The organism is Ruegeria sp. AI3, assembly GCF_056541245.1.
The window spans coordinates 70,139-96,779 of sequence record NZ_JBQFYA010000005.1 but is presented as its reverse complement, the minus strand read 5'-3'; the positions used below and the strand labels follow the sequence as shown (position 1 = coordinate 96,779).

The window sequence follows — 26,641 nt, the reverse complement described above, 5'->3', positions numbered from 1 at the left end:
TGATCAGTAAGCGCCTCTACCCGACACGACGGCACGTGCGGTCAATGCGATGAGAAATAGGTTCAGAAGGGGCGAGCGGGCGCGGACATAGGCCGTATCCAGTTCGATCATGCGGTCAAAGCCGATGCCCGCGCGGCCCGAAACCTGCCAGAGGCCAGTGATACCGGGACGCACCTGAAGGCGCTCCAGTGCTTGCTCAGGATAGGCTGCAACCTCTTCGGGCAAGGCCGGGCGCGGGCCAACCAGAGACATATCCCCTTTCAGCACGTTGAAGATTTGCGGCAGTTCGTCCAGCGAGCACCGGCGCAGAACTTTCCCAACACGGGTGATACGCGGGTCATTTTTGGCTTTGAAGCATACGCCTTCACGATCCGAATGGGCGAGCAGGTCCGCACGCTGGGTTTCGGCGTACTGCGTCATCGAGCGGAACTTGTACATCGTGAAGGGCACCCCGTTTCGACCGATGCGTGTCTGTCGAAAAAAGGCGGGGCCGCGGCTGTCCAATCGCACCAATGTGGCGATTGCGGCCATGGGCAGGGCCAGAAGAGACAGCGCGACCACCGCCAAAGTGAGGTCCAGCAGGCGACATGCTGAGACCTTGGGAACAGAATTGTGCGCGGCACGCCCAAGGAATTCGAAATTGCCCAATAGATATCTGCGGGCCATGCGACGGGGCTCCATCGCTAACCGCCATGCCCACTCCATCCGGGCGCGTCGAACCATGCGCGGTGCCCGGCGCACGTTGCCAGCCAGGAAATCAAACAAAGCACCCACGCCCAGCGCGATGCGAGGGTCTAGCCGGTGGCGGTTCTGCGTAATCCACAATTCCTGCAGCGGAACACCCATCGCGACCAACAGGATGTCGGCGCCGGACTGGTTGATATCGTCGATCGCCTCATCAACCCGCGCGGCACCTTCATAACCATCGCGCGTACCAGACACGGCCAAATCGGGGATCATATGCTGCAACCGGGCCGCCGCTGCCTGAGCTGTTCCGGGACGTCCCCCCAACAGGTAGACCGACTGCCCAAGACGCGCCGCGCGTTTCAGCAGTTTGGGCACAAAGTCCGTACCGTTCAGGTTCTCGGCCAACTGGACGCCTTGCAACTTTGCCGCGACATCTACCCCAATCCCGTCAGGTAGGATCATATCTGCCCGGGCCAATGCTGCTCGATAGGTATGGTTACGGGCTCGTATGTTTGCGCAATGTGCATTTAGGAAAAAGACCGTCCGGCGGGTTCCATCCAGCAGTTTTGAGATCACCTGCCCGGATTGGGCATTCACAACTGGCAAACCCAAAATCTCGGTCTCTTCCAGAGTTGGTGTGGGGGTCGGCTGCGCGCCTTTGTACATATCTTGGACTGACAGGAACTGCATGGAACTCTCCGATCAACGATGACAATCTGTGGTTTCAGACTGCCAACGTGATCCTGCAACCGATAGGCGAGCATCCGGAGAGGGATCGGAGAATAGGTCTATTCAAACGACCCCGCAGCACATAGCGTGGTGGAAACGGCCCGCTGACCTATCCGATTGGATATTCACCTGTCCGTCAGGCAGGCTTCATGCCATGTGTTCAATGATTTATTAACGCATTTGGGTGTGGTTGGGGGCAGACGGAGATTTGAGATGAAAGTTCTTATTGCTGACGACCATGAGCTTATTTTGGACACGCTCGTTGCCTTCATAGATGCCGCGGGCGGGATCGAGGTTGAGACCGCGACGGATTTCCCAGCCGCGAAAACTCTGATCCAGAACGACGGAGCCTTTGATCTGGTCCTTCTGGACCTGAACATGCCCGGCATGAACGGGTTGGCCGGACTTGAAACCTGCATCGCTTTGGACGGTGCCCAACATGTGGCCTTGTTTACCGGCGACACCTCGCGCGATCTGGCGCAACGCGCGTTGGAGCTTGGGGCGGCCGGTTTCGTCCCCAAGACTCTACCAGCCAAATCCCTGGTCAATGCGATCCGCTTCATGGCGATGGGCGAGCAATACCTTCCTGCGGGTTTCATGAACGCGGAGCAGCCAGAAGACTCCCACCCTATGGCTCAAAAACTCACAGAGCGAGAGCGGCAGGTTCTGAAGGGACTGACTGAGGGCAAATCCAACAAAGAAATTGCCCGTGATCTGGATCTGTCAGAGCCGACGATCAAGCTGCATATGAAGACTTTGTACCGCAAAGTGGGTGTCAGCAATCGAACGCAAGCCGCCCTGGCCGCGCGCGAGGCGGGGTTGTTCTAAGCGTCGCTATCCGAAGGGATAGGGGGCGCTCCCAATCCCCTCGGCCCCTAGCCTGCTGAGCGAATGATCAGCGATTAGATGCGGTGTATCACCCTTGTAAGAAAGGGTTTTTCCATGCCGCAACAGATTTCAAACTCCTCTGATTCCACGCGCGACATGCAATTTCTGCATTGGGTGCGCATTTCCCGATCCAATTTTCGAACGCTGGGGTGGCGTCGCATCTTAAAGGGTGGGCGCCTTAGCGATCTAGGCCGCCTGCCCCGTTACATGGCATTATACCTTCTTGGGGCGAGTTGCATCTGGGCCCCCATCAGCGGCTATTTGGCGACCGCGCCTGTCAAATACACCTCTCACGCATCATTGATCCTGCCAGGATCTGGCGCTTCCGCATCGGTCAATCTGGCCAATATCGGTCAGGCATCCTCATATGCGAATTCTGCCTTTGCCAACGGGTCGATCAGCCCGACCGAGACGTATAAACGTTTGTTGTCGGCCGATCGTATCCTCGATGCGGCAGCCAAGGCGGTAGAGGCTGACCGAGATGCGTTTGGCAAGCCGCGGGTTCAACTGGTCGATCAAACCAGCCTGATCCATATCGAGCTTCAAGCGGCCTCTCCGGCTGACGCTCAGCAATATGGTGACGCCCTAGTGGCGGCTTTTTTAGCCGAAATTGACGCCCTGCGCGCCGATGAAATTGCCACCCGTGAGGCCAGCAATACAGGCGCGATCGAAGACTACACGCGTGCAATTCAGGCCACACGGGCCGAAATCAAACAGCTGCAGTCGCAAAGCGGCCTAATATCAGTCGCGCAATACCAAGAGCAGGTCGCCGCGAATGACCGTGCAAAGCAGGAACTGCGAACGCAGGAGAGCGAGCTGGCACGCCAATCGGAACGTGTCGCCGCGTTTCAAGTCGCGTTGGATCTGCCCTCTGATGCAGCCGCGGCAACGTTGAAACTCTATGCCGATGCGCAGTACCTATCGTTGCTTGAGGACGTGTCGGTGGGGGCTGCAAAGCTGGCGCAAGCTGACGCGACCTATGGATCGCGCCATCCGATCTACGTGAATGCCCAAAACGACTATGAAGGGGCGCGTTCGGTTGCGTTACAACGCGCGTCGCAGGTGACGGGCTTGACGGCCGAGCAGCTCGGTGGACTGGATCGCGCGCCGGAAGGGCAACGGGCGCAGTTGCTCAGCGAGTTGGTGCGCGAAGATGCCTTGCGGGCCGGTTTGGACAAGCATGTCGTAACACTGCGCGCACAAATTCGTCTGGAAACTCTGCGCCTCTCAGACCTTGCCCCCATCGCTGCTGAATTGGAGGACCGGCAGAGAGATTTCGCAGTGGCAGAAGCCGTGTTCGCCTCTGCCATCGCCCGGTCCGAGTCGAAAAAAACCGATGTCTACGCCTCCTACCCTTTGATCCAAGTGCTGGAAAACCCGTCTCTGCCGACCCGCCCGTCTTCCCCGAACAAGAAGATCTCGATCGCCGCCGGGATCGCTGCAAGCCTTATGCTACTGATGGGTTTGGTGCTGGCATGGATCCGAAATCCGCTGATCTCAAAGCTGCTCAAAGACCAGAAAAAGGCCGCAGCTTAATGCATGTGGCCCTTCAAACCCCGGCCGAAAAGATCGTCTGGTACACGCTGATCTGGACCTGGCCGTTCTACGGACTCGGTGCGCTCTATGTTGTCGGTCCGGTGTTAGGTTGGATGTTGGCTGCGATAGCCGGGGTGTCACTTTATCTCGGCCCGGCGATCCGTTTGGATATGCGTGCAACGGGCCAAGCACCTACTCTGGTCTGGATCTGGAGCGTTGGCATGCTAGTGATGCTGGTCTCACTTTGGGCAGGCCACGCGGATTGGAATCTCGGCCCCACCAAAACGATCAAATCGAGCATCGGATGGGCCAAGGGTTGGGCGCTGATCCCGTTGTTCATCCTTGCCGGGTCGGTCTTGCCCATCCGACGCGAGGTGCTAGTCAGAGGACAATGCGTACTGGGCCTTTGGACCTTGTGCCTTCTGCCGTTGCTAGTCGTCGCCCCCTATGCCGGACTGCCTCATCTGCTTTTTACGTCTCCGTTGAAAGCAGTTGGCGGCCCAGGGCCTGAGTATTTCTCGGTCTACCTGTACACAATCGACCCGGCCAGCAGCACGCCGCGTTGGCAGTTCTTTGCGCCCTGGTCACCATTTGCGGCCCTGTTGGGCGTCTGCATGGTCTTGTTTGCTCTCGAAGAAAAGCACCGCACATGGAAATTCATCGGCTTGGCCGCCGGAGTTTTGATGATCCTGATGTCGAAGTCCCGCATGGGCTTGGTCGGATTGGTGGTCTGCTCGCTGTCACCCCGCCTATTGCCACTTGTCGCCCGCAGCTTGGGGTGGATTCTAATGTCTGCAGTCACCACCACCGTAGCCGTTTGGGGCGCAGTCTTTGTCGAATTCGGCAACCGAGCACTTTACAGCTTCAAATCCGCGCGCGCCGATAGTACCCGCGTACGCGAAACTCTGCAGCGTATCGCGTATGAGCGGTGGCAATCGGATGCGATGGTTTTCGGGCACGGCACAATCAGACCCGGAGCGCATCTCGTTGAGTACATGCCGATCGGCAGCCATCACACCTGGTACGGGTTGCTATTCGTCAAAGGGCTGGCCGGATTTGCCGCGTTCCTCATCCCTTTCCTCGTTCATTTCTGGGTCGTCACCTTGGACGCCATAAAGTCGGAACGCGGGAGGCTACCGCTCGGGCTGTTGCTCACTGTTCTCCTGCTGACTTTTGGAGAGAACGTCGAAATCCAAACCTATCTCCTCTGGCCGACCTTACTGATGCTCGGATTGCATTTGCGAGAGGTCAAATCAGTGTGTCTGGGAAGCTGATACGCCGCTAGGATTGTTGCGATACCAGCGTAGTGTCAGACGTCATTCTTTTGGGTTGGTTCAATTACCACTCTCGAGAACGAATGGTAGAGATTTTCAGGTGAAGACTTTCATGTTTTTTTCGGTGAACTTGCTGTCGATCTGAAATCTGCATCTCAAAGTTCATCAACGACAGTTTGGTTCTTCAGCCAACTACTGAGATCGGATATCTGGTAGTCTGCTTTGGGCTCAAAGCGGTCATTCGGTAATTTCAGATGAAACACCGCTCTGCGAACTACCCGATCATTCAGTTTAAACGTGTTAAGGCCGAAGAATGGATCAAACCGTAAGATGGGCAATTTGCTCGCAGTCACAATGTGTGTTGCAACAGCGATCCAAGCTGAATCTGTAACCATCGAACTAAAGCTTGTTACACGAAGTGCAAATAGTGGCCTCAGCAAAGCAGCAGAGCTTAAACGCCACTATCAATCCAAACATTACTCGACCGGTGACCAATTGGTGTCTGGATCATAGGCAGTAATTTCAGCGGCAATACTGAGTGTTTCCGGGCCAAAATCTGCCTCGTAGACTATGCCGTTTTCGCCTACTAGAAAAGAATAGATGCCTGTTTCTCCGTAGTCTGCCGGTATTGCGAGCAAGGCATGTCCTGCAACGAAGAAATCCCCGACGAAATAGGGGTAGGCGCCCCCCGGAGCGTTAGGGCCCTGCTCTTGCAGGATTGTGTAATAGTAGCCAAGAAACGGTTCGGCTTCATAGTCAGCCTGACCATCACTCCAGCCCGAAGCTGCGGCGCGGGCGAGCGCTGCGCCGACAAAGCTGTCTTTACCAGGCCAGAAGAGTCCGTTTTGCTCTTCGGGATCAGAAATGATCGTCTGAGCGAATTCCATAACGCCATCCCCGTTATGGTCCACAAGCCGGAATGCTGCCTGAAGGTCAACATAGGCCTCAAGCAATTCGATCACTTCCAACTCATTCAAGCCAATTTCGCGGGCTGAAAGTTCCTCGATCCCAGCCTCCAGGTCAAAGCGCCAACCGTCCTCTTTACGCAGAATTGGGATAGGAAAAGGCCAACCGTCTTCACCCAGAAGAAGTACAACGCCATCGTCCTCAGGCCGGAAACGATACCCCTCGGCATACATGCCAAGCACTTCCTGCCTTCTTTCTTGATCTTCCGTCGGATCACCCGTTCCGACTAAATCCTCGGCTTCAGGACCGAAAATTTCGAGCAGCTTGCTCTGATCATTGGCCTTCAACGCACCAACAAAAGCATCCAGAGCGGTTTGCGGGGTATCAAATCTGGCTCCGTCAGAGAGGACCGGGCTTGAAGTCCCGGCGAGCAACAAAATTGTAAATACTATTCTACGCATCTTACCGTCTCCGCGTGCCTTTAGCGGCGTGTCCACGCTTGGACGCGCTTTGAGTTCTGCTACCGGACGCTTTTTTCTGCAACGCTTGCCCTTTGGATGCCCTAGGCTTGCCTTGTGTCGATGCGGCTTTCTTCGCCTGCGGCTTTTTAGAGGTCTGCGGTCGTTGTGCGACTGGCTTTTTCGTTGCATCTGGACGTTTGGTACGATCAATGGCCTGTTGCTTTGCTGCGGCCTTGTCCCGATTAGCGTCGCCCCGGTTCGCTAAAGCCCCGCCTGCTACAGCCCCAGCACCGGCACCAACCACAGCTGCGGCCGCTCCGCGGTCCCGGCTAATATCTGCAGCGCCAGATTCTCGGCTCAACTTTGCACGCAGTTCATCTGTGCGACCATCAGGACGGTTAACTGGCAAGTCGCCACGGCCACCTTCAGGTCTTTTATGGTCCGCTATTTTCTTCCGGGCCTCCTGTTGCCGGTCAGGATCGGGGTTCCATCCGATATCCGTTCGGTCACCTAAATCTATATCATTGCCGATATTGACGTTGCCATCGACGTCTATGTCGATGTTTGGATTTCTATAAATCGGACCACCGCCCCAACCACCGCAATTTCTGCACCCCCAGTAGTCATACCAATCATCGTCGTCGTCAAAAATTTCGTCGATAAAGGCAACAGCACCAAAAGTCAGTAGTGCCGCGCCCACAACATCCCCGGTTGACGGGCCAGTATAAACTGTCTCGGGATTGTATTGTGGGACGTATACCGTTTCGGGTTCTGTCGGTGTTATTACTACTGTGTCGTCGTCAGACACTTCGACAGTTTGCTCGGGACCTGAAACAAGTGCGCCGCTGTCAATTGCCTGATCCCGCATGACCTGTACCGCATCCATCACATCATCGGACTGAGCCAACATGGCGGTGCCGACTGTCTCGGTCCAGTCGATATGGGTGGCCATCTGACCAACAACTTCGGGAAAAGCCGTCGCCAACACGCTGACAGAAGGATCCCATCCCATTGCTTCGATTTCCGGCTCAAGTTCAACGGTGTCGCGGTCGGCGTTATCCAGCAAATACCGTTCAGCCTTAACAATTTCCAATGGCTGGGTGGCCGCGACAAATATCTGTATGAGTAACGTGTCGGGATACAGAGCAACCGGGGCGACCAATGTCTGCAACTCAGCGTCAGTTAGCAGGCTGGACGAGGTCGCTGAGTTATCGTCTTTTGCCGCTAAATCCTCGGACGACTCTTGCGCTAACGCGAAAGTAGATACGCAAATACCCAATGCAATTAAAAGAAACCTAAACATATTGCGATCCTTCGATTTCTTAAAGGATCACCTAAGACTGCGATTCTGGCAACCGATCAGTCAAATAGACGGTTGTGGGATAATAGTGGCCCCCAAACCAAGTTTGAGCGAGTGTTCGCTTTGGGCTCTCAGCGGACTTTGCGGCCGTCGCGAAAGGCCCAGCAGTTCTGGTTCGTCGTCGTCATGTCAATCTAATGCAAATCGAAATATGCCTGCCGCTGCAAGCTCGTCATCCAGCTCACTTGACGTCAGAAAAGAGAGTGCCTGTGATGCACCTGGGTGGGCTTTGATGCCGAGGAAAACCGATATGTCGATATGCGTTCCAAGTTCTTCGGGAAACACGGCTGCCAGAACGATATCCGGGGTGGAAAGGATCGTCGTGAGGGGGGCGACCGCGAGTTCTGCTTCACCGGCTGCGACAGATGCAACGGGTTCACCGCCACCCATGGCCTTGCTTTTGGGAAAGACAGCATCTGTTAGACCGATCCTTTCCAACGCCTTAAGATAAGTGCGGCCGCTTGTGCCGACCCCAGTGAAAGCAATGCTTTCAGCCTCACGAAAAAGGGCTTTGAGATCCTCGACATTTTCCTTCACTCGATCCTGTCGCCCTGGCCTTTGAGCAACCGCAAGCGGGACGCGGCCAAAGGCACGATGACTTCCAACTTCCGCATAACCCGCTGCAATCAATGCCTTTGCGTAGCCTGGATTGGTCATGCCCAGATCATATTCCTCTCCAGCTGAAACGCGTTCGGAAATTGTCGGGTTAAGATCGATCATTTGCTTGATCGACACACCTGCGGCAACTTCGATGCGTTGAACGACGCCGTTGACGAACGCTCGTATGGCGGTCGGCACGAAGAAGCGAATTTCATTCGACATCACGTTTGGAGACCCCTCGGGCCTTGCGGCGCTTGATCTGCATGATTCTCATGAGCTCAGAAGTGGGCAACTGTTGCAAATACAATTACCGCTTCGGGCTCACACCAGTCATTCGACGAGCTCAGACAAACGACCGCAGTGCGGACATAGTGATCTTTCGCCGAGCAAGTGCCAAGGTCAGCTTCTAGATTTTTAAGATTTTCGTCCGTTTCTTCTTTGGCTGAATAAGGAGGCGATTGCGGCTTCAAAAGCACCAATGTCGGCGATCTCTCTTTTGCCAGCGTCGATATAGGCGTTCTGTGAAATACCTACTTGCCACGCCACAACAACCAATACGTGACGCCAAACGCCAGACCGAGTCCAGAGTACCCAACGAAATAAAGCGGCTCCAGGTCCGTCGTGTCGAGTGTGATGACCTTTCTGGCAACGGCCATAAGGGCAGTTGCAACTACCAGCTTAACATGTATGACATCGGCCGTCAGGTAAAGCGTAACATTCGTGTAAATCTCGATGGCGATCAGTACGACAAGCGCGGCCGCAAAAACCTCCAACAGATCACTGACGTCAAGAACCAGGACCGGCGGACTTATAAGCTTGATATAGAACGAGTAACCGGCGTCGATGACGGCAAATCCGATCACAACGACCATGAACAAAGACATCACCCGAACGGCGTGTCGAATGATCCGATTGCAGCTTCTGACAATCAGATCCTCATGGTCTGGGTCAAGCTCGACATGCGCTTGCGCATTGCGTTGCATCTGATCGGCCATCAAGATCACCCTATTGTCGACGTTTCATGAACAATACTTCAGCCAAACGTCAGCGCCCTCTGGGCAAGACGACCTGAGTCTGCAATCGCAAGCGAAAGCCCTCCGCGCCCACCTCGGGCGCTTCCAGCCAATAGCCCGCCCCCGCTTGCAGATTGACCGGCAGCGCCCCCCATTGGACCAGCTTGGAGACCGAAGCGTTTATAGGCACAGCCCAGGCTTCAGTTTCCCAGTCATAGGTGCTTTCGCTTTGCAGAGAATAGGTCCACGCGCCTTCGGTGGAATAAGCAAGAAAGGGCTGGAGAAAACTCACATTCGTGGGGGTGTCGGGGTTGCTTTCTAGTTCCCACAGATGATTGGCCAGCGCACCATAGGTCCACGGCCCGGTCTGTCGCAGTGCAATGCCGGTGATCCCAGCAGCCCATGTATCACTCGATACGTCGCTAAAGGTTGGCAAGCGCACAACGGGACCCACGCCCCACGTTATGTCCTCGGTTCCGATTGGCGAGAACCACGCAGAGAACAGGATATCTCCGAACCCCTCCTGGCGTGTGCCCGGCACAACGTCTTCCTGCCAGATGTAAGGAATGATAGTTCGGGTGATCAGGTTAAGGTCATCGTTCAGTTGAAAGGGCACGACTGGTTGAAAGTTCAGCGTGGTGCGCGAGCCCTGATCAGAGACGCCCAGATTTTCATCATAGTTCAATTGAAACGGAACCGAGACGATTGCCGCAAGTGGGTTGGCCAGTTCCTGTGCCAGATCGGATGCCTCGTCTGCAACGGTTGTGGTTCCGGCACTGGCTGTAAAAAGCAGCCCCATAAGAGTATGGGATCGACGCATAGCCGTGTACTCCTTTTGAGATGCGATTTGGGCGAGTGGCCTAGTTGATCGGCTCCAGCTTCGGGAAGGTCCAAGTGCCGTTCAGGATTGCACCCTCGGGCTCATAGAGGCGGATCGCGTAGTTCCAGCCCGGAGTAATCGGCAGACAGTTCACGCGGCCATCGTCGCACCCGCCGAAATGCAACGTGACCGAGCCGTCTTCTGCTGCTTCGGCTGTGTAGCCGTTGTAGCTGTTTACGCCCAGATCATTGGCTTCCAGAAAGCCGTCACCGTTATAGACAGTCACCGACCAGAACGCCCGAACCGGCACATCCTTGACGGTTACCGCATGCGGTGTTTCGCCGTCATTCTGATCGACCGCGTCCAACAGATAGATCGCGGCCTCAGGCGGAAGACCGCCCCAGCCCGAGAAGGCGCCGACCAGAAACTGAACCGGATCAATATCGTCTTTTGTTCTGCCAAAGGCACGGGCTGAATCGGTGCCCAGCAAGGACAGGTCGTTTATCGCCTGACGCGCAGTGGCAAGCTGTTCGGTGTTCCAGTTCGGCGCGTCAAATGGACCCGTTCCACCGCCGCTGACGACAATTCCATCCTGTGCCGCTTGCGCGGCGACAATATCATCCGGGTCAGTCACATCGACGAATGTGCGAAACGCGATGAAACCAAAAGGTGTGCCTAGGTCTTCCTTAGTGATTTGGTAGGTGCCGGGCTTTGCCTCGGCGTACATGAAGTGATCCTGATTGATGACATGCATCGAGATATAGCGGCCATCCGCCTCGGGGAGCGTCACTTCAACGGGTTCGCTCAAATCCAGCAGAATGCCGGAGTAGAGCGTGTCCTGATTCATGCGGATAACCGGCTGGTTGTCCGGTGTCGTGGCTTCGCGCATATGCCCCAATTCGCCAACAGCGAGGCCGAGATTGGCCATGTTGGTGCGAAACATGTGATCTGTCTCGGCGCGCACAAGGGTGTCGACGGTCACATCGACAATGTCTTCGGCCCAAACGCCTGTCGGGAGCGTAAGCGCGACTGTCAGAAGAAGCTTTTTCATCGTAAGCATCCTGTTGTTCAGTTTGCGGTTTCTACGGAGGGGAAGACCCAGCTTCCGTCGATGACCTCTGGGCCCGGCTGATAAAGGCGCACGGCATAGTTCCAGCCATCCATGATCGGGAGACAGTTCATGCGTCCGTCGTCGCAGCTGCCGAAATGCACGGTCACACTGCCATCATCATTCTTGGTGCCTGAGACCGAATTGACCACATACGAGTCGAGGGAATTGAGTTCAAAAAACCCGTCTGCATTATAGAGGCTCACGGACCAGAACGCGTTCACCGGCACATTCGCTGGGACCTGGATTTTGTATTCTCCAAGCGGCAGGCCGGGCTCGATATTAAGATAAAACGCCTCGTCTTCGGGCAGTCCACCAAAGCCGACTGCTGTGCCAAGGAAATGGCGTAATGGGTCTACATGATCTGCCGTACCAAAAGTCCGGACGCTGTCTGTGGCGAACCTGCCCAGCTCAATTGCGGCTTGGCGCAGCGCCTCAAAGCTCTCCGCGTCGTAATTGGGCATCTCGAAGGGCGTTACGGAGGCGGCATCAATGGTGAAACCGTCCTGAATTGCATTAACCGTCGCAACATCCTTGGGGCTCTCGGCATCCACAAGTATTCTCATGAAAACAAGTACGTAAGGGGTATGGAATGTATCCATGTCAAGCTGGAACACACCGCCACCGTCGAACACTTCATTGATAAAATGATCTTGATTGACCACCATCGTCGTCATGTATCGGTCGCCCACATCGGGCAGAGTCAAGGTTGCACCTTTGCTGATATCAATTACCGCAACGCTGTAGAGCGTGTCGCGGTTCATCCGAATGGTTGGCTGATTGTCGATGGGGGTGGGTTCTTTGAAATGAAAGAACTGATTTACGCCTCCGGCCAGGCCATTGTACGTCTTCAGTTCGTTGTCTGTAGCAGCCCGAACAAAGTTGTTTATGGTAATGGGCACTTCGTATGTCTCTGCAAGTGCATCGACCGTGGTATCAAAGCTCTGAGCGGTCGCTGTGCTTCCAATCAGGACAGCTAAAGCAGCAAGTTTCCAGTGTTTGTGCGTGAGATTCATAGTTTGCCCGCTCCACTAGCCAATTACAGAAATGCATTGCTTGATGGTTCCGGCACCTGATCAAGGGCGCATTCTCGCGCCTCTCATTGTGTTGTTTTTTGAAATGCTACAATCGGAGCCTTGGCCATCTCTCTCCAACAAACCACAAAGTTCGAATGTATGCCCTGACAGATTGGAGCGACCGCCTCCGAAAACTGGTCAAAAATGACAGGTAGCGATAGCACTTTGGCCAACAACTAGAGGCTCTCTATTAAAATTGACCCGGCGGCGGGCCTATCGTTCATGCAGTGGTGCCAGTTTGCTAGACTGCTCTCTGCAGTTGGCGTGGTTTAATTCCATTGAGCCTCTGCGAGCGGGCACCTGACTTTTTCATTCAAAAAAGTGTCTTCGGCTTTGACGCAGGTCAGGGACACAGAGCCGCGCTGGTCTATGCTTGACGTGCCCGGCCTTTCAATTGCGGTGTCTTAAGGGAGTTATGATGACAGGGCAGGACGCGCATGCTCGACACAGAACACCACCGCTTACACGCGGGCGGGTCATCGTCCCGCTTTTGCTTGCGTTTCAAGAATCCGGTCAATCTGTAGAAAGTCTCCTTGCGGAATTCGATCTATCCTTCTCGGAGTTGAGCGCTCCGAGTTGTTTCATTCCGCACGACACTGTCTATGCCGTGTTTGAAGCCGTCGCACAAAAGACATCCCCAGACTTTCCAGCACTTGTTGGTCAAACTTCAGATCCGACGATTGCATCCCCATTCGGACAGGCCTTTCGCGTCGCAAAATCGCTGGCTGATTTCATTGCCAGGTTCTGCGTTCATGCGGGAAACAACACAAATGCGGTCACCATGACACTTGATGTCTCTGGCGAGTTCGCCGTGCTGTCCGCCAAACGCAGATTCACGCCATGCTGTTCGCCCGCCTATATGGATGCGTTTCAGATCAGCCGATGGGCTACGTTGCTGCACGAAACTGCAGGTCAGCGTTGGGAAGCAAATAAGGTTCTTGTGCGTGTGAACCGTCCTGATCTTCTCCCGTCTTACTTCTACGGTATCCGGGCGATAGGTGCGGGCTCAGACGGGTATTCCATCCGCTTCCCAAGTGCTTGGCTTTTATTTGAACTGGTTAACCGAACCTCAACCGAGTACGTGTCGACCACTCAGGACGAAAAAAACCCAGTGCCTACAGATTTGCTGAGTTCGATCCAAAGCGTTGCCTACTCAATGGTCGGGCGCACGGAGTTGTCGGTTACGACGCTCGCCAAGGCATGCGGTTTTCGAGGCGCGGTTCTCAACAGACGGCTTGCTGCCTATGGGACATCACTGTCTCGCATCGTTATCGAAGCTAAATGTGACCGGGCGAAGCGCCTGCTTTCAAAGTCTGAAATCTCAATGGGCGATATCGCGGCTCAGTTGGGGTATTCTGACGCGACGGCCATGACACGGGCCTTCAAGAAATGGACGGGTCAGACACCCTCAGAGTTTCGAACCCGTGAAATGAATAGCCTTAAGGCATCTGTTCCGATACTCGACCCGGTCGAATGCGATTGTGAAACGTAACAGGAATACGACGCGGCTCACCTTTTTGCCGCGCTTCAATCTTGGGATCAAAAAAGGGGAGCAGATCGTGGAATTCACACAGGTAAGGAGTATCGTGTGCAGCTTTCTAGTTGCGCCGACTACGCTGCTCTACGGATCTCCAGCAGTGGCTCAGGACTCTGGCTGGAGCTTTTACGGCAGCTTCTACATCTATGGCGCAGATACCGAGACAACTATTGGCCCCTTAGAGTCGGAACTGAGCTTCAGCGACGCACTTGATAATCTAGACCTCGCCTTTATGAGCACGGTTGAGGCGCGACACGGTCGATGGTCACTGATCGCAGACTACATGCGCACAGATCTGACATTTAAAGGCGACACCCCTGGCCCGGTGTTCAGCGGCGCAGAAACCATCCTGAAGACACAGTTCTTCAGCGGGTATGCGGCGTACACGGTCTATCAGGACCAAGCTCTGGACGTCGATCTCGGGGGTGGGTTTCGTTGGTTTGATACCAGCAGCACAATCACTCTGGTCGGTGGCCCCAGCCCGGCACCAAGTGCAAGAACAAGTGACGATTGGATCGACCCCCTGATTGCAGCTCGCCTCCGGTATCAGATCAATGACCGCTGGTCAGCAATTGCCCTGGCTGACTACGGCGGATTTCGCTCAAATCGCGAAACGGCGCAATTTGTAGCTACGGTGGGTTATGCCATCACTCCAAAGTGGAATTTGCGCGCAGGTTATCGCTACATCATGGTCGACAAAGGTGAAGGTGACAGCAGGTTCAAGCTCTCACAATCCGGACCCGTGTTGGGTGTGACCTACAGCTTCTGAGTAAGGGCACCATGCGAAAAGCGGCTATGCCTAACACAAACAGGTTTGAAGTAGCGAAGTTGCGTCAAGGCGCGAGCAGCGGTACCGACAGGCTTGGGACAGACAATTGTAGCCGGATGCGAACAGACGGACAAAGGCAATTGAGGAAAGGAACGACGAGGCAACTGACTACCAGGGCTTTGCCTGCGGCAACCGTGTGTTCGTTCTGTGTCCTCGCTGCCTGCGGGCCAAATGTCTACGACGAAATTGAACTGATGCCCTCCCCAACGGTCTATGCCGAGGCTGCTTTTGACCCTTACACGGACATCACGGCAGACAATTTCGTTCAGCGTTCGCAGCTATTCTACGCCACAGATCGGCTGCCTGCGGTTCCTGGCGACCCACAAGCCTATTATAATAATGAGCGCGGTCACATTCTGCGCACCGGCGTTGCCGATGTGCAAAGCACCCCCCCACTGGCGACGCTGGAAAAGCTTCGCCACGTTACTATGACGCGCGACCGCGCTAAGGAATACACGCTCAGCGTATCCGACGTACAAGAGATTGGTGTCATGCCGTTCAGCGTCACGCACTACATGAACGATCCACCTTCACAACAGGAGATGAAGACAGCCGGTCTTCGGTTTGCCCAACGGGTTGACGATCACCTTGCAGCCTCTCGCAACAAGGACATTTTCATCTATGTCCATGGCTACAATGTCGATTTTGATTACTCGACCCTTGTTTCCAAAGAGTTGCAGCACTTTCTGGGCTATCAGGGCGCTTTCATCAGCTACAACTGGCCCGCTACACCCAATCGCCTGGCGTATTTCCGGGATCAGGAATCTGCATTGGCGACGCGCCGCAATTTGCGGTCTCTTATCGAATACCTGTCGGAAAACACTAACGCCCGACGAATTCATCTCATAGGATACAGCGCAGGCTCGAGGCTCGCATTTGAAGCCGCCTATCAGATTGCTCTGCGGCCTGGGCCAAAGCCGCGGCTGGGACGGCTGATCCTGATCAGCAGCGATCTTGATCGAAGCTACTTTTTGCAATCAATAGAAGACGGCCTTCTGGATGCCGTTACAGATGTGACACTCTATCAATCGCAGACCGATTCAGCGCTGGCGATGTCACGGTTGGTCTTCGGCCGCGACCGTTTGGGTCAGGTTTCCGATGAAGCAATAAATGGGTCTCTGTTCCAGCGCCGACTGTCTGAGATGAAAACCCTACATATCATTGACGTGACCAAGGCCGAAGCGGCCGATACAGGAAACGGGCATTGGTATTTCCGATCTTCGCCATGGGCCAGCAGCGACCTGTTCATTTCTCTACTTACAGACCGAGATCCTGAAGCGCGCGGGCTTGTGCGCGCTCCGGGCGAAGCTGTCTGGAGTTTTCCGCCGAACTATCCGCAGACACTACAACGCTATCGTAGTGGCAGCTAGTACTGGGATTCCAACGGGTGAGAACCATTAGAACCATTAGAACCATTAGAACCATTAGAACCATTAGAACCATTAGAACCAGTTTCTGGAACTAATCTATGAGCCTGACAACGCACCTAGAATGCTCAGCGCAAAGCTGACGTTCGAGCAACGCGCAGCATCGGTTGAAGTGGGCTCGAAGAAAACATTCGCTGTCCAATGCTTTAATGTCTGCTGTGCGGGACGGAACTGCCATGCCAAAGCCAACCATAAATGGCTGCTTTCGCATTGGTCAGAAGAATCCGTCAAGGGTCGTAGTCGATTTCGAACCTGATTGACGAGGAAGTTTGTCATAAGGTTCAGTTGCTTTGGGAGGATGAGCCATGAACGAAAGACGACTTATTTCCAATGGAAACCCGATGGAGGAAATTGTCGGTTTCAGCCGGGCGGTTCGGGTTGGCCCATTTATCGCTGTGGGAGGAACTGCACCGGTCGATGCAAACGGCAAGACGGTCGGCATCGGAGACGTCTATGCACAAACGAAACAGTGTTTTGAGATCATCAAGTCCGCGCTCGAAGACGCGGGATCCGGTTTGCAGGACATTGTTCGAACACGCGTCATCCTGACCGACATCGAAAACTGGAAGGAAGCAATCGAAGCCCGAAAACAATACTGCAAAGACTCCCGCCCAGTGGACACAATCATGGCCATTGAACGCTTCGTGAACCCAGAGTGGCTTGTCGAAATCGAAGTGGACGCGGTCGTTTCGGGCGACAATCGCTAAGTCATTCCGTGGTCGAGGCTGACATTCAATCGCTACAGAGCATTGAGCACTTTGGGCTCGGAACGGTCGTTCGGCAAATTTGATTGAGCGTCTGCTTCGCGGACTTTTTTGCCATTGGATCAAAGTCGGCTATGCGGACAAAGCAGACATTGGAAGATTGCTCTCGCGACCCACAAGTCAACTATTGTCGGAGTTCATCTTGCGATAGTCAGAGGGCGTCAGTCCCGTCACCTTCCTAAATGCGCGGCTGAAATTATTTGCGGTTTCATATCCTAGCATGGAGGAGATACTGGAGACTGTCTCGCGCGTATCTGTGAGGAGTTCCTCGGCCCTTGCTACCCTGACATCGTTGACGATTTCGCGAAAACGAACCCCTTCGGTTGCTAACTTCCGTTGTAGTGTGCGAACGCCAAGATCGAGCGAACGCGCGGTGGCATCAATCGACATTTCCTCCCGATGAAGTTGTTGCCAAACCACTTCCTCGACTTGTCCTCTAAGTGTTTGAGGTGGGCCGCCCAATCGTTCGCGAGAAATATCTCCGACGGTTGTCGAGCCGCCGGTAAGTTTTTTGGGCGTGGTTTCGGCTCGCAAAGCCGATGCATCAAAATCAACCCCAAGCCGGGAGGCGTTCCAGATTACAGGACAAGCGTAGGTGTCTTCTGCCTCGACAAATCCAGGAACCTTCGGGAAGTCCAAGAGCACGGCAGATGGCTTCCAGTCGCTTCCTAAATACGCGCGGAATATGCTCAAAAAAACCCCAACGGCCGAGAAGCCGATGTCCGGATACGCGAAATGCGAGCGAAGTCCAAAACGATAACAGTAGCGCGCGCTTGTGCCCGAAGTTTCAAGCCACGCGCGATCCGTAGACGAATGAAATGGCATGACGGCAGAAGCTCGTATTAGCGCTGCCCCCAGCGTTGGAGCAGAAAGAACGTAACTCCCCCAGGCGCCGTAGTCAGCGACAGTGAGATACGGTGACCACAACAATCCGATGTTTTGTTGTCCCGTGGATCGTGCGGCTTCGTGCACAAAGGTCGCCAAGGCATGCTCCGAGATGTAACCGCCTCTTTCCTCAATGAAGTGAACAGGAAGATCGGCAGAGTCAAAAGCACGCAACAAGCGTCTTTCCCCAGCGGCCTCAAGCACAAACTGGGGCATCGCGCCCAAGGCCTTAGCCGAAATCATCGGTGGTAGGTTCAATCCGTCAACCCGCTTGTTCGCCCGCGTGTCGTGAAATGATACGCATCGGCTGAACGGATGTGCAAGCTTTCCCTAAACAGCAGGGAGCATTGCAATATGAAAATACTTCGGCCATTACACGGCGGTTTTTCGATGCATTTTTTGGGAATGGTGCTCGGCGCAGGTATTTCTGCTTCACCAGTTTTCTCCCAGTCCTTCAACGACACGGGCGACATCCTTGCACGATCAGCCGAGGTCGAGGACATCGAGTACAAGATTATGGTGCAGCGTGCCACCCAGACGGCCATCTGGGGAATGCCTGCCGCCGGTATGATCGATTTCCTCAAGGGCATTCGCCGCGACCTCGGTGGCGACTACAATGACATCATTTATCTCAACAAGCCGTTCGACTCCAAACATGGGTTTCTTACGGCCAACGATGTTACGGCCTATGCTTGGGCTTCAATGACCTCCGAACCCGGTCCCCTTGTCATTGAAGTGCCCGCTGCCACCGACAAGGTGAACTACTTCGGTACAATCGTGAATGCTTGGGATGTTCCTATTGTGGACGTAGGTCCCGATGGTTTCGATGAAGGTGCCGGCGGCAAGTACCTCATGCTACCCCCAGGCTACGAAGGGGAAATGTCGCTGGAGGAATTAACTGAAGCGGGATACCTTCCCTTTGAAACAGATACCTACGAATATGGTTTTTCGTTCCGGCCAAAACTGACGAATGGCGGAACGGACACCGATGCGGCCGAGTACGCTCAGACGATCAAAGTGTACTACCTGTCTGAGGCTGACAATCCACCACCCAACAACTATCTCGAAGCGTCAGAAGTGCCGTACGACTCGCTTCCATACTACAACGAGACCTTCTTTCAGGACTTGAATGATTACGTTCAAAACAACCCCGTCAGACAACAAGACAAGGTCATGGTAAATTTCCTGAAGGATCTCGGGATCGAAAAGGGAAAACCTTTCGAACCATCGGAAATTCAGTTGAAAGCAATGAATGAGGGTTTGTTGTTGGCGTATGCCTCTATGCAGAACTACTTTGTTACGCCCGGCAAAGCCATGATACCGCTCTGGGTCGACGATAGCGGCGAGATGAAAAGCCAGTGGCTGATATGGGACTTTGCCGAAGGTCAACCCGAGGCAGGCTTCCCGTATGAGACTGAGACAGAGGTACTTGTGGATGCGCGTGCGGGCGGCAGCTACTTCTGGATCACGTACCTGCCGAAACAACTCGGTGGCGGTACCTTTTATCTGACGGGCCTTCGCGACAGCGACGGCGACATGTACGACCACAATCAGACTTACAGACTTAACGTGCCAGCAGACACACCTGCCGACGATTTCTGGTCCGTGATTGTTTATTCGATGGAGACCAAGAGCTTCATCCGGAACGTTGATCCAGTGGGTCTGTCCGAGCGCGACACAGACTCTATGCAAGCCGATGAAGACGGTTCTTACGACATCTTTTTTGGACCGGAGGCACCGGAAGGCAAGGAAAGCAACTGGATACCAACCACAGAGCCGTACTTCCTTTTGTTCCGTCTATATGGGCCGCAAGACGGATGGTTGGAAAGTGGCTGGATGCTGGGCGATCTAGAAAAAGTAAACTGATCAAAACAAACAAAAATTCCCAATGGAGTGAACAATGAAAACAAAGTCGTTAGCCGTGCTGACCGCCCTGGTACTCGCATCGCAATCTCCAGCCCAAGAGTACAAGGCTGAAGTTCCGGATAGCATAATCGTACCGGATCAGGTGGAGACACGATTTGGAACGTTGGAATATTTTGACGGCTTGCCGACGCCGGATACAGCTAAGCTGTCGTATAACGCATTAAATTTCTTGCGTGGCATGCAGGTATTCATGGATGGAATGCCTGCAGCCTCAACATATGCAATGTGTCACGGGCTCGAAGAGGGCGCTGGCGTTGATCCGATGAAGATCGGGATCTTTGAAGACCTGTATAACGCCCGTTCGCTTCTTCTCACGCCGAACACCACGACAATCTACATTCTTAACTGTACGGACCTGTCCGAAGGGCCAGTGGTTTACGACGTGCCGCCGGGCATGCTGGGGTTCGTGAACGATGCCTATATGCGTTATGTCACTGACATCGGGAATGCTGGGCCTGACGCTGGCGAGGGTGGGAAGTTCTTGATCGTTCCGCCCGACTATGAAGGTGAGTTGCCGGACGACGGTTACTATATTGTGAAGCCGCCAAGCTATCGGAACTGGTTTCTGTTGCGTGCGTTTTATGGGGAAGACGGCGTTGGAGCCGCAGTGGATCGTGTGAAGGAAACTCTTCGTGTTTACCGGTGGGAAGACCGCGACGCGCCGCCCGATCAGGAATTTGTGAACCTGACTGATCTTCAGTTCAACACGATACACGCCAATGACTTTTCCTTCTTTGAAGAGATGAAGGCCGTTGTAGACAACGAAGCGGAAGGAGCACTTCCCGATGAATTGATGGGAGCAATGTTCTCGCTGGGTATCCGAAAAGGTGAACCATTTGAACCCGATGACGAACTGAGGCTGCTGCTCACAGAGGCAGTCGCATTGGGCACGGCGGCGGCTAAGTCGTTGAATTTTGCTCCTCGCTCGCGTGCGCCATTCTACTATGACGAAGGGTATTGGAAGACGGCGTTCGTCGGTGGCAATCATGAGTTCCAGGCGGGGGACGTGAAAATCCTCGATGCGCGGACCCTGTTCCACTACTACGCGACTGGCATTACGCCTGCCATGGTTGCACAAAAGGTTGGTGTCGGGTCGCAATATGCGCTGGCAAACCGGGACAGTGACGGGAACTACTTCGATGGGAGCAACACCTATTCCGTCACCATCCCGCCAAATCCGCCCGCGCAGGATTACTGGTCTTTCGTCGTTTACGACACCCAAACCCGTTCACTGCTCGAAACTGATCAGAAACTCGCAGGGGTCGACAGCAACCAAGCTACATTGGAAGCGAATGAAGACGGAAGTTACACTGTCTGGTTCGCGCCTGAAGCGCCTGAAGGCAAAGAGGGCAACTGGATACAGACGATGCCGGGCAAATCTTGGTCGACCGTACTGCGATTGTATGGCCCTCTCGAGCCTTGGTTCGACGGATCGTGGCGCCCGGGCGAGATCGAACTTATGGAGTGATAGACTGTCAATTTAGCACCCTAACAGTTCGCTATCGAGAACGAGATGTCGTGCCATGTGAGTGCGCATCCCGAACAACGCGACAACAACCAGGGGAGGGCGGCAACTACCTCGTAGTGCCGCCCTTCTGTTTGTCTGCTATCGCGCTAAATTGTAGCGTGTCATCGACATTGTGGTTGCATCGATCATGCTCATGAATCGTTCAGCAGCGGGTGCTGATGCAAAGCTATCCATGGACGCTTGGGCGTCTTCGGCACTTTCCCAGTTAACTACCACTGCCCATTTGCCATCTGTGAATGCAGCTTGGCGCGAGACAAAGCCTGGTTGTTTGCTGACATGCTCATCTTCGATGACTTTATCAACAGGTTCGAACTCTTGCGGTGTAACGCCTTCAGCAAGGTCCATCGTCACAATTTCAATGACGCCGACGTCTTGTGCCATTGCGTTACCTCCTACGAGCATTATCAGGGTGATCAAGAACGCTTTCATGATGGCACCCGATCAAAACTTTCCATTGTCGTGGGCCATCTCGGACGGGATGTCCGCGATTACGTCCCAATGCTCAACGATCTTGCCGTCTTCGACGCGGAACAGGTCATAGAAGGCAGTCGGCTTGTCGGCAAACGTGCCCTCGGAGGCGGTGAAGACAAAGTTGCCCTCGGCCACAACAATGTGGACGTCCGTGTAGATCATCTGGATGCCTTGCTCGGCCATGCCTGCAAGAGCCGCACCCAAACCGTCCAGACCGTCAGCAATGTTGCTGTTGTGCTGTATGTAGGTCTCCGTCGACAGAAATTCGGTTATCCGGTCAACGTCGCCATCCTTCAGGATGGTGTGCACAAAGTCTGTGACCAGCGCCTTGTTCTCAGCGGTCTTATCCAGATCGGTTATCTCAGTTGGACCATCGGTCTGAGTATGACCCGACGGGTTCGGCGGTGTGATTGGTGTCAGGTTGTCCCAGTGTTCTGCAACCTTTCCGTCCTCGACGCGGAAGACATCAAAGCCAACCAAGGTGTCTGCACCAAACGCCTGGGCGTTGTTATAGGTCGTATGCAGGACGACCATATCGCCCTCCGTGATCACCCGGTGGATGTCCACCTCGATCCCGCTTTCCTTGAGACCGGGGATAAACCCGAGGATCGGTGCGGCACCCGTGGGGACAGCAGGGTTGTGCTGAATATAGTCATTTGCCAGCAGTTGTTCGGCGGCGGTTGCGTCGAAGTTGACGAAAATGGCGGCTAAAGCATCCAATACGAGTTCTTTAGGTGTCATTGTTGTAGTCCTCTCTTGGTTTGATTTGACGACATTCACGCGGCGCAGGCTTGCGCCGAGGTGATCGTGAATTCTGTGCCCCATGGATCGACCTTGTGGCCGGGCGTGAGATTTGCGGGGTCTGCCAACAGCCCAACACTTGCGAGACCAGTGGCTCCAGCAGAGCGCGAGCCTGCTCCCTTGGATTGCCATGCGTTTGTAGCTAGGTGGTGATGATAGCCACCGGACCCGAACCAGCGGGCCGAGGGCAGCTCAAACGTCTGCACCATTCTCAGTTCGTCAGTAACGAATTTCGCTGCTTTGCTGACATCACCGACACGCAAGTGAACATGTCCAATGACTGTGCCTTGCGGTGCGCCTTGCCACTGCATGGCATCTTCCGTGAGTGACTTCAGATCGAGCGGGTGTGTTGTCATGTGGACGGTATCGCCCTCGCGTTTCCACATTTTGCGAGGCAGGTCACGATAGATTTCGATGCCGTTTCCTTCGGGATCGTTCAGATAAAGCGCCTCGCTGACACCGTGGTGGGATGCCCCGTCCAGGCGAACACCGCGCTCATCCGCGTAGATCAGCCATGCGCCGAGGTCTTGTTTGGAAGGCAACAGAAATGCCGTGTGAAACAGCCCCGCCTCTTTAGGAAAGGGTTTGGCGTTTCGGTCCTGGCGCAGCTCGATCAGCGTTCCAGCCTCGGTGCCGAGGTAGGCGCTTTCACCGTCGCGTTCGATCAGGCCGAGGCCAATCACGTCTTCATAGAAGGTGGCGGTCTTATCCAGATCGCGCACCGTCAGGGCGACCTGACCTATTGAGATGGGGGCGTCTGACGCTGCCATGTTCTTTTCTCCTGCGATTAAGCTTGAGAGGAACTTAGCGATGGTCTTTTCTCCATAAAATGGCGATAAGAGCGAGTGTGTATCGCGCAAATGGAGACAATTCTATGGACCGGATCGACGGGATGCAGAGCTTCGTGGCTGTTGTGGAATCCGGTTCTTTTGCCGCCGCCGGACAACGGCTTGGCATTTCAAACAAGCTGGTCAGCAAGCGTGTCGCACAGCTCGAAAACATGGTTGGGCTGAATCTTCTCCATCGCACCACCAGGTCTATGTCGCTGACCCACGAGGGGGAGCGATATCTGGAAGGAGCGCGACGAGTGCTGGCTGAGATGGAGCAGTTGGAGACTGAGTTTGACGCTTCAGAGGGCTTGAAGGGCATCGTTCGTGTGGCCGCGCCCCTTACCTATGGCGACACGGCGGTGGCTAAAGCAGCAAGCCGCTTCGTAGAGCAACACCCGAACGTCACGGTCGAATTGGACTTGTCGGATCATTATGCCGATCTGGCCAAGGGCGGTTTCGATATCGCAATACGGATCGGCGCGCTCAGTGACTCCAGTTTGGTCGTTCGCAAGCTTGGTGAAACGCATATGAAAGTCGTCGCGACCCCTTCCTACCTTGAAGAACATGGCGCACCTTCACATCCTGCGGAACTCTCGGACCACATTTGCATTCGAGATGCGAACAACCCGGATCCAAACCGCTGGCCCTTCCAGATCGAAGGGCAAACCGTGCAGGTGCCTGTCTCTGGCCCATTTCTCGCAAACAGTCCTCCCGCCTGCCTCGTTCCGACGCGCGCAGGGAGCGGCATCTTCATATGCCCAGATGTGTTTTTGGGGGACGACCTTGAAACCGGACGTCTTGTGCAACTCTTTCCGGAGTTCCATTCCCGCACTTTGCCGATCCAAAGCGTGCAGTTGCCTTCGGCCTTTCGAAAGCCGCGTGTTAAGTCCTTTGTCGAGTTTATGCGTGAAGAGATTCGAGCGTAGGAAGTCCAAAGCAGTCACTCGCGCTATGCGCAGCATTTGGTAGGTATGGGCTCGAAGCGGAAGATTAACGGGAGATTCCGAAAGTCTGCTTGGGAGCGGCGAGCGGACGATCCCGCCCGCCTAAAAGGTTAAAGATCGATGCGTTCGGCAATACTAAGCGCGTCTTCAAGCTCGACGCCAAGGTAACGCACCGTACTGTCCACTTTGCTGTGACCGAGCAGAAGTTGAATGGCACGTAGGTTTCCGGTCTTTCTGTATATCAAAGCCGCTTTGGTGCGCCTAAGCGAATGCGTGCCGTAGCTGGACGGATCGAGACCAATCGCTGACACCCATTCCCGGACAAGCCTAGCGTATTGCCGGGTCGAAAGATGCGGCAAAGCATGCATACGACTTGGAAACAGATACCGTTGTCCATGCATATATTGAGAAGAGACCCATTGCGACACGACTTCACGTGTATTCTCCGTCACTTCAAATTGCACTGGCTTCGCAGTTTTACGTTGAACAACGGATACCCGATCGCGAACAGAATTGCCGACGGCGAGATCGTTAACCCTCAGGCGGACGAGATCGCACCCGCGCAACTTGCTATCGATGGCAAGATTGAACAAGGCTAGGTCTCTCAGCTTGTTTGCAAGTTCGAGCCGAGCGCGAATGGCCCAGACTTGCTTTGCCTGCAATGGCCGCTTCTGTCCGACTAGTCTGCCTTTGTTCCAAGGCGGACGACGCGTTGTGACAACGGGAAGTAGAGATTTGGACATCTTATATCTCCGTCCATTCCCTTCCGTCCCAAACATCGACACTGTGCCGACAGCTGCAGTCTAATTGCCACTCGCGTGTCTTCAGCACAGGAAATTCTCAGGTTTCAGGAACTGCCACCGCTGATCTTCTTACCCATCACATCCGCTGCCTGCCGCAACGGGTCATCTGCGAGATGCGCGTAGCGTTGCGTGGTAGACGGGTTCGTGTGTCCAAGCAATCGACCAACTATAGGCAAACTCAGACCGCTGGAAACGAGATGCGACGCATGCGTATGCCGATTGTCGTGGATACGGTAGTCTTGAAGGCCTGCTGATGTGGTGACCGAGCTCCAAAATTTCTTCAGATCTTTGTACGGTTGGTCCGGAGAGCGTCCCGGAAACAACCAACGACTTTCAGGAGATGCCCCTGCTTTCATTGCCGCAAGCAAATCACAGGTTGCTGACGAAATCGGCAGGTGCTCTCGTCGCTTTTGCTTTGTGTGGTGCGACGGCTTTGTCCAGACCGCGCGGTCCAAATCGAAGTCTTCCCATTTTGCCTTCAGCACTTCGCCGATCCGTGCGCCTGTCAGGAGCTGCAGGCGAATAGCGTTCGCTGCAACCTGATTTGGATGCTCTGACAGAGCCACCAAAAGTCTTTGCAGCTCACCATCTGACAACCAGCGGTCCCGCTTTTCCTCGGGGAACTTTTCTATGCCGCGCGCCGGATTGTCAGAACGCTGACCCCAGCGCACAGACAGTCCAAACATTTTCGACATGAGCGCCAGAGTGCGATTGGCTTGGTAGGGCGTATCACGCATTTGATTGTGAAGCTTCTGAACATGCTGATGCGTCACTTCAATGACTTTAAGATCCCCAAGCTTGGGGAGAATGTATCTGTCCAGCATTGACCGATCATTCCGAACGCTACCGGGACGTTTCTTCGGTTCCGCATGTTCGGTCATGTATTGCTCGGCAAGTGAGCTCACCGTTGGTGAATGCCTTATGCTTTGCGCATCTGCGACAGGATCTGCGCCACGTACCACGTCAGCAAGAAGCGCGCGTGCTATTTCGCGGGCGGCGCCCAAAGACAAGGTCGGCCCATATCGCCCAAGTGTCTTGCGTTTCGACCGACCGGTTTGTTTGTTGCGATATTGAACTAAGAAGCTTTTGACGCCGGTCGTTTTCACGCGAAGTCCAAAACCAGGTAGACCGTCGTCCCAATAGATCGTGTCCCGGTTTGTTGCTGAAAGGCGATCGACACTTGATTTTGTTAATCTGACGTTGGGCATATTGGTCTCGGACGGATTGGGTAAGCACAAGGTAAGCAAAGTGCGGAGGGTTGGGAAGGGTCTTTAAGAAACCTCTGCACGCTAAAACTTCTGTTATTTAAGAGAATATACTGCCCAATCGAATTGGATATAATGCTATCGAAAATATGGTGATAAGATTTGTAATCAGTAGGTCCGCGGTTCGAGTCCGTGTGGGGGCACCACTTTAAAGCAAAAACAGTATGCTAATC

24 protein-coding genes are annotated in these 26,641 nt (G+C 54.4%); 10 read left to right on the top strand and 14 right to left on the bottom strand.

Annotated elements, in window-relative coordinates:
- Positions 1-3 precede the first annotated feature (3 nt).
- On the bottom strand, positions 4-1,377 hold the full coding sequence (locus ACRZ95_RS09840; RefSeq protein ID WP_480554888.1) for a WecB/TagA/CpsF family glycosyltransferase: 1,374 nt from the start codon (positions 1,375-1,377) through the stop codon (positions 4-6).
- Between the two features lie 252 nt (positions 1,378-1,629).
- Here ACRZ95_RS09840 and ACRZ95_RS09835 point away from each other — a divergent pair, with 252 nt between their 5' ends.
- The 3 genes from ACRZ95_RS09835 to ACRZ95_RS09825 all read left to right on the top strand — a co-directional run bounded on the left by ACRZ95_RS09835 (position 1,630) and on the right by ACRZ95_RS09825 (position 5,114).
- Positions 1,630-2,244 (top strand): response regulator transcription factor, encoded by a 615-nt coding sequence (locus ACRZ95_RS09835; RefSeq protein ID WP_170678384.1) that lies wholly within the window; start codon positions 1,630-1,632, stop codon positions 2,242-2,244.
- 267 nt (positions 2,245-2,511) lie between these two features.
- Positions 2,512-3,840, top strand: coding sequence for a GumC domain-containing protein (locus tag ACRZ95_RS09830; RefSeq protein WP_480554886.1), 1,329 nt, complete (start codon positions 2,512-2,514; stop codon positions 3,838-3,840).
- A complete protein-coding gene (locus ACRZ95_RS09825; protein WP_170678379.1) occupies positions 3,840-5,114 on the top strand; it encodes an O-antigen ligase domain-containing protein in 1,275 nt (424 codons plus the stop codon). The genes ACRZ95_RS09830 and ACRZ95_RS09825 overlap by 1 nt, the downstream gene beginning before the upstream one ends.
- A gap of 476 nt (positions 5,115-5,590) precedes the next feature.
- On the opposite strand, the gene ACRZ95_RS09820 is transcribed toward ACRZ95_RS09825, so the two are convergent.
- From ACRZ95_RS09820 to ACRZ95_RS09790, 7 genes are all read right to left on the bottom strand, one after another.
- Positions 5,591-6,481, bottom strand: a complete 891-nt coding sequence (locus tag ACRZ95_RS09820) for a DUF2950 family protein (protein ID WP_170678377.1) — start codon at positions 6,479-6,481, stop codon at positions 5,591-5,593.
- 1 nt (position 6,482) lies between these two features.
- On the bottom strand, positions 6,483-7,784 hold the full coding sequence (locus tag ACRZ95_RS09815) for a DUF3300 domain-containing protein (protein ID WP_170678375.1): 1,302 nt from the start codon (positions 7,782-7,784) through the stop codon (positions 6,483-6,485).
- A gap of 186 nt (positions 7,785-7,970) precedes the next feature.
- Positions 7,971-8,663 (bottom strand): substrate-binding domain-containing protein, encoded by a 693-nt coding sequence (locus ACRZ95_RS09810; RefSeq protein ID WP_170678373.1) that lies wholly within the window; start codon positions 8,661-8,663, stop codon positions 7,971-7,973.
- Between the two features lie 308 nt (positions 8,664-8,971).
- Positions 8,972-9,436, bottom strand: a complete 465-nt coding sequence (locus ACRZ95_RS09805; protein WP_480453936.1) for a phosphate-starvation-inducible PsiE family protein — start codon at positions 9,434-9,436, stop codon at positions 8,972-8,974.
- Positions 9,437-9,485: 49 nt separating this feature from the next.
- Positions 9,486-10,274: a transporter gene (locus ACRZ95_RS09800; protein ID WP_170678371.1), complete on the bottom strand. Its 789-nt coding sequence runs from the start codon at positions 10,272-10,274 to the stop codon at positions 9,486-9,488.
- 40 nt (positions 10,275-10,314) lie between these two features.
- Complete coding sequence (locus tag ACRZ95_RS09795) at positions 10,315-11,325, bottom strand: DUF1254 domain-containing protein (RefSeq protein WP_170511132.1); 1,011 nt, start codon at positions 11,323-11,325, stop codon at positions 10,315-10,317.
- Positions 11,326-11,342: 17 nt separating this feature from the next.
- The gene (locus ACRZ95_RS09790) at positions 11,343-12,398 is read right to left on the bottom strand and encodes a DUF1214 domain-containing protein (RefSeq protein ID WP_170511134.1); all 1,056 of its coding nucleotides are present in this window, start codon (positions 12,396-12,398) and stop codon (positions 11,343-11,345) included.
- A 475-nt stretch (positions 12,399-12,873) separates the two neighbouring features.
- Here ACRZ95_RS09790 and ACRZ95_RS09785 point away from each other — a divergent pair, with 475 nt between their 5' ends.
- The 4 genes from ACRZ95_RS09785 to ACRZ95_RS09770 all read left to right on the top strand — a co-directional run bounded on the left by ACRZ95_RS09785 (position 12,874) and on the right by ACRZ95_RS09770 (position 16,958).
- On the top strand, positions 12,874-13,950 hold the full coding sequence (locus ACRZ95_RS09785; protein WP_480554883.1) for an AraC family transcriptional regulator: 1,077 nt from the start codon (positions 12,874-12,876) through the stop codon (positions 13,948-13,950).
- Complete coding sequence (locus tag ACRZ95_RS09780; RefSeq protein ID WP_480554881.1) at positions 13,940-14,764, top strand: outer membrane protein; 825 nt, start codon at positions 13,940-13,942, stop codon at positions 14,762-14,764. The genes ACRZ95_RS09785 and ACRZ95_RS09780 overlap by 11 nt, the downstream gene beginning before the upstream one ends.
- Before the next feature lie 254 nt (positions 14,765-15,018).
- Positions 15,019-16,194 (top strand): alpha/beta hydrolase, encoded by a 1,176-nt coding sequence (locus ACRZ95_RS09775; protein WP_170511138.1) that lies wholly within the window; start codon positions 15,019-15,021, stop codon positions 16,192-16,194.
- 362 nt (positions 16,195-16,556) lie between these two features.
- A complete protein-coding gene (locus ACRZ95_RS09770) occupies positions 16,557-16,958 on the top strand; it encodes a RidA family protein (protein ID WP_480554879.1) in 402 nt (133 codons plus the stop codon).
- A gap of 177 nt (positions 16,959-17,135) precedes the next feature.
- Here the strand turns inward: ACRZ95_RS09770 and ACRZ95_RS09765 are convergent, their stop codons facing one another.
- Positions 17,136-18,158, bottom strand: a complete 1,023-nt coding sequence (locus tag ACRZ95_RS09765) for a helix-turn-helix domain-containing protein (protein WP_170469388.1) — start codon at positions 18,156-18,158, stop codon at positions 17,136-17,138.
- Between the two features lie 96 nt (positions 18,159-18,254).
- Between ACRZ95_RS09765 and ACRZ95_RS09760 the strand changes: the two genes are divergently transcribed.
- The gene (locus tag ACRZ95_RS09760; RefSeq protein WP_214648678.1) at positions 18,255-19,766 is read left to right on the top strand and encodes a DUF1214 domain-containing protein; all 1,512 of its coding nucleotides are present in this window, start codon (positions 18,255-18,257) and stop codon (positions 19,764-19,766) included.
- A gap of 34 nt (positions 19,767-19,800) precedes the next feature.
- Positions 19,801-21,294: a DUF1254 domain-containing protein gene (locus tag ACRZ95_RS09755; protein ID WP_170678367.1), complete on the top strand. Its 1,494-nt coding sequence runs from the start codon at positions 19,801-19,803 to the stop codon at positions 21,292-21,294.
- 138 nt (positions 21,295-21,432) lie between these two features.
- On the opposite strand, the gene ACRZ95_RS09750 is transcribed toward ACRZ95_RS09755, so the two are convergent.
- From ACRZ95_RS09750 to ACRZ95_RS09740, 3 genes are read right to left on the bottom strand one after another with little or no spacing between them, the layout of a single operon-like run.
- On the bottom strand, positions 21,433-21,735 hold the full coding sequence (locus ACRZ95_RS09750) for a hypothetical protein (protein ID WP_214648679.1): 303 nt from the start codon (positions 21,733-21,735) through the stop codon (positions 21,433-21,435).
- 60 nt (positions 21,736-21,795) lie between these two features.
- Positions 21,796-22,566: a nuclear transport factor 2 family protein gene (locus ACRZ95_RS09745; protein WP_170678365.1), complete on the bottom strand. Its 771-nt coding sequence runs from the start codon at positions 22,564-22,566 to the stop codon at positions 21,796-21,798.
- Positions 22,567-22,601: 35 nt separating this feature from the next.
- A complete protein-coding gene (locus ACRZ95_RS09740) occupies positions 22,602-23,396 on the bottom strand; it encodes a VOC family protein (protein WP_170678363.1) in 795 nt (264 codons plus the stop codon).
- Between the two features lie 104 nt (positions 23,397-23,500).
- On the opposite strand from ACRZ95_RS09740, the gene ACRZ95_RS09735 reads away from it, so the two are divergent.
- Positions 23,501-24,382, top strand: coding sequence for a LysR family transcriptional regulator (locus ACRZ95_RS09735; RefSeq protein ID WP_170379999.1), 882 nt, complete (start codon positions 23,501-23,503; stop codon positions 24,380-24,382).
- 128 nt (positions 24,383-24,510) lie between these two features.
- On the opposite strand, the gene ACRZ95_RS09730 is transcribed toward ACRZ95_RS09735, so the two are convergent.
- Both ACRZ95_RS09730 and ACRZ95_RS09725 read right to left on the bottom strand, forming a co-directional pair.
- Positions 24,511-25,143 (bottom strand): tyrosine-type recombinase/integrase, encoded by a 633-nt coding sequence (locus ACRZ95_RS09730; protein ID WP_170678361.1) that lies wholly within the window; start codon positions 25,141-25,143, stop codon positions 24,511-24,513.
- 104 nt (positions 25,144-25,247) lie between these two features.
- Positions 25,248-26,411, bottom strand: coding sequence for a site-specific integrase (locus tag ACRZ95_RS09725; RefSeq protein ID WP_170678358.1), 1,164 nt, complete (start codon positions 26,409-26,411; stop codon positions 25,248-25,250).
- Positions 26,412-26,641: the final 230 nt, after the last annotated feature.

Bases quoted from the DNA above. Each gene is read 5' to 3' on its own strand.
- ACRZ95_RS09840 (WP_480554888.1), bottom strand. From the start codon at position 1,377: ATGCAGTTCCTGTCAGTCCAAGATATGTACAAAGGCGCGCAGCCGACC.
- ACRZ95_RS09835 (WP_170678384.1), top strand. From the start codon at position 1,630: ATGAAAGTTCTTATTGCTGACGACCATGAGCTTATTTTGGACACGCTC.
- ACRZ95_RS09830 (WP_480554886.1), top strand. From the start codon at position 2,512: ATGGCATTATACCTTCTTGGGGCGAGTTGCATCTGGGCCCCCATCAGC.
- ACRZ95_RS09825 (WP_170678379.1), top strand. From the start codon at position 3,840: ATGCATGTGGCCCTTCAAACCCCGGCCGAAAAGATCGTCTGGTACACG.
- ACRZ95_RS09820 (WP_170678377.1), bottom strand. From the start codon at position 6,481: ATGCGTAGAATAGTATTTACAATTTTGTTGCTCGCCGGGACTTCAAGC.
- ACRZ95_RS09815 (WP_170678375.1), bottom strand. From the start codon at position 7,784: ATGTTTAGGTTTCTTTTAATTGCATTGGGTATTTGCGTATCTACTTTC.
- ACRZ95_RS09810 (WP_170678373.1), bottom strand. From the start codon at position 8,663: ATGTCGAATGAAATTCGCTTCTTCGTGCCGACCGCCATACGAGCGTTC.
- ACRZ95_RS09805 (WP_480453936.1), bottom strand. From the start codon at position 9,436: ATGGCCGATCAGATGCAACGCAATGCGCAAGCGCATGTCGAGCTTGAC.
- ACRZ95_RS09800 (WP_170678371.1), bottom strand. From the start codon at position 10,274: ATGCGTCGATCCCATACTCTTATGGGGCTGCTTTTTACAGCCAGTGCC.
- ACRZ95_RS09795 (WP_170511132.1), bottom strand. From the start codon at position 11,325: ATGAAAAAGCTTCTTCTGACAGTCGCGCTTACGCTCCCGACAGGCGTT.
- ACRZ95_RS09790 (WP_170511134.1), bottom strand. From the start codon at position 12,398: ATGAATCTCACGCACAAACACTGGAAACTTGCTGCTTTAGCTGTCCTG.
- ACRZ95_RS09785 (WP_480554883.1), top strand. From the start codon at position 12,874: ATGATGACAGGGCAGGACGCGCATGCTCGACACAGAACACCACCGCTT.
- ACRZ95_RS09775 (WP_170511138.1), top strand. From the start codon at position 15,019: ATGCCCTCCCCAACGGTCTATGCCGAGGCTGCTTTTGACCCTTACACG.
- ACRZ95_RS09770 (WP_480554879.1), top strand. From the start codon at position 16,557: ATGAACGAAAGACGACTTATTTCCAATGGAAACCCGATGGAGGAAATT.
- ACRZ95_RS09760 (WP_214648678.1), top strand. From the start codon at position 18,255: ATGAAAATACTTCGGCCATTACACGGCGGTTTTTCGATGCATTTTTTG.
- ACRZ95_RS09755 (WP_170678367.1), top strand. From the start codon at position 19,801: ATGAAAACAAAGTCGTTAGCCGTGCTGACCGCCCTGGTACTCGCATCG.
- ACRZ95_RS09750 (WP_214648679.1), bottom strand. From the start codon at position 21,735: ATGGCACAAGACGTCGGCGTCATTGAAATTGTGACGATGGACCTTGCT.
- ACRZ95_RS09745 (WP_170678365.1), bottom strand. From the start codon at position 22,566: ATGACACCTAAAGAACTCGTATTGGATGCTTTAGCCGCCATTTTCGTC.
- ACRZ95_RS09740 (WP_170678363.1), bottom strand. From the start codon at position 23,396: ATGGCAGCGTCAGACGCCCCCATCTCAATAGGTCAGGTCGCCCTGACG.
- ACRZ95_RS09735 (WP_170379999.1), top strand. From the start codon at position 23,501: ATGGACCGGATCGACGGGATGCAGAGCTTCGTGGCTGTTGTGGAATCC.
- ACRZ95_RS09730 (WP_170678361.1), bottom strand. From the start codon at position 25,143: ATGTCCAAATCTCTACTTCCCGTTGTCACAACGCGTCGTCCGCCTTGG.
- ACRZ95_RS09725 (WP_170678358.1), bottom strand. From the start codon at position 26,411: ATGCCCAACGTCAGATTAACAAAATCAAGTGTCGATCGCCTTTCAGCA.